At 63.1% G+C, this 7,255-nt stretch carries 5 protein-coding genes; 2 read left to right on the plus strand and 3 right to left on the minus strand.

Annotated elements, in window-relative coordinates:
* Positions 1-82: 82 nt before the first annotated feature.
* Complete coding sequence (locus tag P9236_RS14420; protein WP_278075289.1) at positions 83-2,362, plus strand: NADP-dependent malic enzyme; 2,280 nt, start codon at positions 83-85, stop codon at positions 2,360-2,362.
* Positions 2,363-2,434: 72 nt separating this feature from the next.
* Here P9236_RS14420 and P9236_RS14425 read toward each other — a convergent pair whose 3' ends face one another.
* The 3 genes from P9236_RS14425 to P9236_RS14435 form a co-directional block, all read right to left on the minus strand.
* Complete coding sequence (locus P9236_RS14425) at positions 2,435-3,595, minus strand: porin (protein ID WP_278075290.1); 1,161 nt, start codon at positions 3,593-3,595, stop codon at positions 2,435-2,437.
* A gap of 380 nt (positions 3,596-3,975) precedes the next feature.
* Positions 3,976-4,635: a hypothetical protein gene (locus tag P9236_RS14430; RefSeq protein ID WP_347405190.1), complete on the minus strand. Its 660-nt coding sequence runs from the start codon at positions 4,633-4,635 to the stop codon at positions 3,976-3,978.
* Positions 4,636-4,932: 297 nt separating this feature from the next.
* Complete coding sequence (locus P9236_RS14435) at positions 4,933-5,925, minus strand: adenosine kinase (RefSeq protein ID WP_278075292.1); 993 nt, start codon at positions 5,923-5,925, stop codon at positions 4,933-4,935.
* A 278-nt stretch (positions 5,926-6,203) separates the two neighbouring features.
* On the opposite strand from P9236_RS14435, the gene P9236_RS14440 reads away from it, so the two are divergent.
* Positions 6,204-7,106 (plus strand): EamA family transporter, encoded by a 903-nt coding sequence (locus P9236_RS14440; protein ID WP_278075293.1) that lies wholly within the window; start codon positions 6,204-6,206, stop codon positions 7,104-7,106.
* Positions 7,107-7,255: the final 149 nt, after the last annotated feature.

Raw genomic sequence — 7,255 nt, forward strand, 5'->3', positions numbered from 1 at the left:
CCGCGTGTAGCCTTAATTCGGGAATCCATAAGAACGCACCCGTCCCAAGCGGTGCCGCACAGGCGAGGAAATCAAGAGCATCATGGCCAGGAAAACCGAAAACAGCGGGCCCTCCGTCAGCGTGCAGGAGGCGCTCGAATTCCACGCCATGGGGCGGCCAGGCAAGCTGGAGATCGTCGCCACCAAGCCGATGGCCACCCAGCGCGACCTCAGCCTCGCCTATTCGCCGGGCGTCGCCGTTCCGGTGCGCGCCATCGCGGAGGACCCGAGCCGGGCCTTCGATTATACCGCGCGCGGCAACATGGTCGCCGTCATCTCCAACGGCACCGCCATTCTCGGCCTAGGCAATCTCGGCGCGCTGGCCTCGAAGCCGGTGATGGAAGGCAAGGCGGTGCTGTTCAAGCGCTTCGCCGATGTCGATTCCATCGACCTCGAAGTGGCGACCGAGGATGCCGAGGAGTTCATCAACTGCGTACGCTTCCTCGGGCCTTCCTTCGGCGGCATCAATCTCGAGGACATCAAGGCGCCGGAATGCTTCATCATCGAGCAGCGCCTGCGCGAGCTGATGGACATCCCGGTCTTCCATGACGACCAGCACGGCACCGCCATCATCTCTTCCGCCGGGCTGATCAACGCGCTGGAGATCACCGGCCGCGACATGAAGACCACGAAGATGGTCTGCAACGGCGCAGGCGCCGCCGGCATCGCCTGCATCGAATTGATGAAGGCGATGGGCTTTTCGCCGGAAAACATCATCCTGTGCGACACCAAGGGCGTGGTCTTCCAGGGCCGCACCGAAGGCATGAACCAGTGGAAGTCGGCGCACGCGGTCAAGACCGAGGCGCGCAGCCTGGCCGAGGCGCTGGACGGCGCCGACGTTTTCCTCGGCCTTTCCGCCAAGGGCACGCTGACACCCGCCATGGTGCAATCCATGGCCAAGAACCCGATCATCTTCGCCATGGCCAATCCCGACCCGGAGATCACGCCCGAGGAAGTGGGCGAGATCCGCACCGACGCCATCATGGCGACCGGCCGCTCGGATTACCCGAACCAGGTCAACAATGTCTTGGGCTTCCCCTATATCTTCCGTGGCGCGCTGGATGTCCGGGCCACCACCATCAACGACGAGATGAAGATCGCCGCCGCACGCGCGCTGGCCGAGCTTGCGCGCCAGGATGTGCCGGACGACGTGGCGGCGGCCTATCAAGGCAACCGGCCGAAATTCGGTCCCAACTACATCATTCCCGTGCCGTTCGATCCGCGCCTGATCTCGGCGATCCCGCTGGCGGTTGCCAAGGCCGCAATGGACTCGGGTGTTGCCCGCAAGCCGATCCTCGACCTCGACCGTTATGCGCAGGAGCTGTCTGCCCGCCGCGATCCGATCGCCTCGACGCTTCAGCGCATCTACGACCGCGTCCGCCGCCAGCCCAAGCGCATCGTCTTCGCCGAGGGCGAGGAAGAGCAGGTGATGCGCGCCGCCGTCTCCTATGCGAACCAGAAGCTCGGCACCGCGATCCTGCTCGGCCGCGACGACGTCATCAAGGAGAACGCCCGCAACGCCGGCATCGACCTCAACAAGCAGGGCCTCGAGATCATCAATGCCAGGCTGTCGCGCCGCAACGGCATCTACACCGACTATCTCTACGAGCGCATGCAGCGGAAAGGCTTCCTGTTCCGCGACTGTCAGCGCCTGATCAACAACGACCGCAACCATTTCGCCGCCTGCATGGTGGCGCTGGGCGACGCCGACGGCATCGTCACCGGCGTGACGCGCAACTATTCCACCGCGCTCGACGACGTGCGCCGCGTCATCGACGCCAAGCCCGGCCATCGCGTCATCGGCGCCTCGATCGTGCTCGCGCGCGGCCGCACCGTGATGATCGCCGACACCGCCGTGCACGACATGCCGAATGCCGAGCAGATCGCCGACATCGCCGAGGAGGCCGCGGGCTTTGCCCGCCGCATGGGCTATGAGCCCAGGCTCGCCATGCTCGCCTATTCCACCTTCGGCCACCCGCAGGGCGAGCGCTCGGAGCGGATACAGGAGGCGGTGCGCATCCTCGACAAGCGCCGCGTCGATTTCGAATATGACGGCGAGATGGCCGCCGACGTGGCGCTGAACCCTCGCGCCATGGCACAGTATCCATTCATCAGGCTCACTGGTCCGGCCAACGTGCTGGTGATGCCGGCCTTCCACTCGGCCTCGATCTCGACCAAGATGCTGCAGGAGCTCGGCGGCTCGACCGTCATCGGCCCGCTGCTGGTCGGCTTGAACAAGCCGGTGCAGATCGTCTCGCTCAACGCCAAGGATAGTGACATCGTCAACATGGCGGCGATCGCGGCCTATACGGCGGGGAATTGAACCTTCAGCCCAGACAACAAAAAGGCCCACGGCAATGCCGCGGGCCTTCCTTGTCGAGGTAGCAAGGTTCGATCAGAACGAACGCTGGAAGCGGAGGATGCCGCCGACGCTGTTCTTCTTGTCGGCCTTGGTGAAGTTGCCATAGATGGTTGGGCTGTCGAAGTTGCCGTAGTGGTCGTAGTCCACTTCGGCCGTGACCGTGAAGCCCGGAACCATGGTGTAGGCGACGTTTGCAGCCACACCGTAGTTCTTGTCGTCGTCACCCGACACCTGGAGGTTGAAAGAGGTCTTCTTGTCGAACTTGTAGGTACCGCCGGCCCACCAGGCCCAGTTGCCGCCCCACTGCTTGTAGAAGCCGCGGCCATGAGCGTCGATGACATTGGTCGCGTCGTCGTTGAGCTTGCCGTCGTTGCCGTAGCCGAACATGCCGAACAGCGAGATCTGGTCGTTGACGTTGACGTCCAAGCGGACCTTGCCAGTCACTTGCTCGTAGTTGCTGTCGTACGCGACGACGCCGGCGATCGCACCCCAATCCTGCTTGTACTTCACGCCGCCGACGACATGCGGAACATAGCTGTCGATCGTGCCGACGGTGCCTTGGCCTTCTTCAAGCGAGACCACGGCCGAGAAGCCGCTGCCGGCGTCGAAGTAGTACTGGACGACGTTGGTGTCGAAATCGCCGTAGGGAACGATCGTGTCCTGGATGACGTTGCCGGCATAGCCGACAAACGTGTCGAAGGCCGATTCGTCCTTACCGACGCGAAGACCACCGAGCTGGATCCAGGCGAATTTCACCGAGACGTTCTTGTTGCCCGCCGGATTGTCGACGGCGTCACCAACACTGTTCACGCCAGCGCCATTGCCGAAATTGAAGCGCATTTCAGTGTAGGTCTTCAAGGTGCCGAGCTCGGTTTCCTGGCCAGTCCAGGTCTTGAAGGTGAAGCGGGCATTCTTCTTCCAGGTTTTGTTGTCGCCGCCGTCCTGATGATCGATCGCCTTGGCACCATCGAACGAGCCGACGTCGCCGAGGCCGATGTCGTAACGGACATAGCCGCCGATGCGCAGGCAGGTTTCCGTGCCCGGGATATAGAAGTAGCCCGCACCGTAAACGTCGCAGATCTTGACGTATTCGGCCGGTTCCGGCTCGGCGACGGTCACCGCGTCGGCGGCGCGGGCGCCCGAAACTGCGATCAATGCCGCAGCGGAGCCGAGAAGAAGGCTCTTGATGTTCATTTTCTTGAATCTCCAGTCAAAGGTTCAAGACAGGCCTGGACTGCCATTCGGCTTTGCCACCCCCGTCCCCATCGTTGAAAAAGTCGCGCACCGGCGCCGCTTCTTCGCCCTCGACATGACCTAATTGGCGGCTGCATACAACAGAGATTGTGGCTGGAAAGCGGCTTTTCCGGCTCTTAGAAAAGTCTTGTTGCGCAAATATCACGTCACATATTTGAAAGAATGGGACATATTGCACAACATATACGTAAGGCACGTAATTTAAGCTGATAAATGTGCTAAATGTGCCATTTGTTACGGTTTCATGACGGAAAGATAATCGGCTAATATTTTGGCGCAGCGACCGCCAAAACACGGAGGCCATGTTGGAAAGACAGCGATCAGGACAAGGTGCGCGCGATGCGAACCACATCCTCGATCATGTCCTCACACAGCATTTCGATGGGGATGCGACCGCCCAGTTCGGCGGACGGGCGAGTGAGCCAGAACCAGGCCAGCCTCGGATTGGTGATCGCCGCCAATACCTCGCTTATGCCGGGAGCCGGCCTGCCGTCGACGAACTGGGCGATGGGGAAGACATGCTTGCGGCCGCCCTTGCGAAGCGCGACGACCTCGCCGCGCCTCTGCCAGCGATGCAGCGTCGAACGGGGTATGCGCAATCTCTCTTCCAGATAGGTCGACCCGGCAACCTCGCCGGCCCAGTCTTCGATGAGCATCGACTGAAGCTCGGAGGCTCGCTCGGCCAAGGGCCGGGAGGCATGTTTGCGGGGCCCTGCCGTCGGGCTTCCATCCAGACTTTCGCCGCCTGCCTGGCCGCCGCTCGCGATCTTGTCCGCCGTGGTGCGGAAAAACTCGGACGTCAGCTCGGTCCAGCCACCTTTCAAGGAGATGATCGCAAGCCGCTGCGCCTGCGGCAGGAAGGGAAGGGCGGCGGCAACCGCGCCAGCCATCGCGCTGGCCGAAACCAGGGCCTGCGCGTCCAGCAGGACCCCATGCTGCGTCAAAGCCTGTTGCACGGCCTCGGCCACCAGGCCTGCCAAGGCATCTTGCGAAATTCCCTCACGTGGATTCTGAAATCTGGTCATGCGTCTGTCTCGCGCGCCGCGCTCTCCTCCCCAGCCGCGACGGTTCTTGAACGGCTATAACGGAAAGCGGCGATCGCAACGGCGACAGGCGCAGCGACCGTAAAGGTTGCTGTCTCGCATGCGGCACCCCAACTGCTGCAGACGTCCCGAAATGTCAGTCACGGAAACGTCCAAAGCGCCTGTAAGAGAGCTATATGACAGCCGCGCGACAGGTGGCCTTGTTCGGTGCCTGTCCGTGGTGACGCAGCGGAACTAAAGCAGCCCAGCCTGTTCCGCCTCGCGGCGCAGATTCTGGCGTGGCCGCGGGCCGATCTGCTGGATCACCAGCCCGGCCGCCAGCGAGCCGAGATCGCCGCAATCCTTCAGGCTGCGGCCGCTCGTATAGCCATAGAGGAAGCCGGCGGCGTAGAGGTCACCCGCGCCGGTCGTGTCGACCAGTTCCTTGATCTTCGTCGCCTCGATGGTCACGGTCTGGTCGCCGCGCACAATCACCGAACCCTTTTCCGAGCGGGTGACGGCGGCGACCTTGCAGTCCTTGCGTATCGCCGCCAGCGCGTCCTCGAACGAAGAGGTCTGGTAGAGCGATTTGATCTCGTGGCTGTTGGCGAAGACGATATCGACCGTGCCCGACCGCATCAGTTCGAGGAACTCGTCGCGGTAGCGGTCGACGCAGAAGGAATCCGACAGCGTCATCGACACTTCGCGCCCGGCCGCATGCGCCAGCCTCGCGGTCTGCCGGATCGCTTCCTTGGCGCGCGGCGGATCCCACAGATAACCCTCGAAATAGGTTACCTTGGCGCCCGCGGCCTTGTCGGCCTCGACGTCTTCCGGTCCGAGCTCGACACAGGCGCCGAGATAGGTGTTCATCGAGCGCTCGCCGTCGGGCGTGACGAAGATCATCGAGCGCGCCGTCGGCGGCTCGCCCTTGAGCGGCTTGGTGTCGAAGGCCACGCCTTGGGCGTGGATATCGTGGGTGTAGATGTCGCCGAGCGCATCGTTCGACACCTTGCCGAAGAAGGCGGCGCGGCCGCCGAAGCTCGCCACGCCCGCCGCCGTGTTGCCGGCGCTGCCGCCCGAAGCCTCGATCGCCGGTCCCATGCGGGCATAGAGCAGCTCGGCGCGCCTGGTGTCGATGAGGTTCATCGCGCCCTTGATGATGCCGTTGGTTTCGAGAAAGGCCTCGTCGCACTGCGCGATGATGTCGACAATGGCATTGCCGATGCAAAGCACGTCATATTTCGGCATCAATGTCTCCGCCAACGACCCACCGGCTTTCTGCCATGCCGGCCGGGCGCGGGTCTAGCGACTTGCAGCCACTTTGCCTACCCCGAAAATCGGCGTCGCTTTGCACCGTGCCGACCTTGGCCGCGATTGTTCGTCGGCTGCGGCAGCGATAGCGTCGATCTGGCCCATAACAGTTGCGTTGCTCACGACTATGGTTTCGCCATCATCGAAACATCTCCGCCGCGCCGTGGGCTAGAAGCGGTCGTTTCCGGCAACAGGCTGAAGGCAAGAACCACAAAATGTCCGAAAAGACCGGGATGACCACCGAACTGGCGCTGCTGGCCGTGCTGGCGGTATTGTGGGGTGCCTCCTACACCTTCATCAAGATCGGCGTCGAGACGATCCCGCCGGTGACCTTCATCGCCGGCCGCACGTTGATCGCGGGCGCCATTCTGCTTGGCCTCATCCGCTGGCGCGGCCTCGCCATGCCGCGGGACGCGGTGAACTGGCGCCGCTTCATGTTCCAGGCCTGCCTCAACAGCGTCATTCCTTTCACGCTGATCGCCGCTGCCGAACGCTCGATCGACGCCGGCCTTGCCACCATCCTCAATGCCACGTCGCCGATCTTCACCTTTCTGTTGACCGCGCTGCTCACCCGCCACGAGCCGGTGACGCTGCGCAAGCTGGTCGGCGTCGGCGCCGGCATCGCCGGCATCTGCCTCATCGTCGGCACCGAGGCTCTTGGCGGTCTCGGCCATCAGCTCTGGGCGCAGCTTGCCGTCGTCGCCGCCACCATCTGCTATGCGGGCGCGGCGATCTTCGGGCGCAATTTCAGGGGGCTCGACCCGATGGTGCCGGCCGCCGGCTCGATGATCTGCGGCGCCGCGATCCTGATTCCCTTGAGCCTCGTCTTCGACCGGCCCTGGGCATTGACGCCATCGACGGCGTCGATCCTGGCGCTGTTCGGGCTTTCGATCTTCTCGACCGCGCTCGCCTTCTCGATCTTCTTCCGGCTCATCCACACGCTGGGCTCGGTCGGCACCACCTCGCAGGCCTATCTGCGCGTGCCGATCGGCGTCGGCATCGGCGCCGTCTTCCTCGGCGAAAGCCTCGGGCCAACGGCCTGGCTTGGCATGGCCTTTGTCGTCGTCGGCGTCGCCGCCATGACCATTCCGGCGAGGCAAGCCAGGCTTGCGCGGTAGTTGCGCTGGGCGACAACCCCGCCTATCTCGGCAACGTCGTTCCTCGATAAGGGCCTGGACCTACCGTGATCCTAGAGCGGGATGATTTTAGGTTGAACAGTATCCTGCGTTTTCGAAGTAGTTGTTGCATTCGGTTGCGGTGAGGCCAT

Origin of the sequence: Mesorhizobium sp. WSM4884 (genome assembly GCF_029625675.1) — a bacterium.
In the GTDB taxonomy this organism is placed as follows: domain Bacteria; phylum Pseudomonadota; class Alphaproteobacteria; order Rhizobiales; family Rhizobiaceae; genus Mesorhizobium.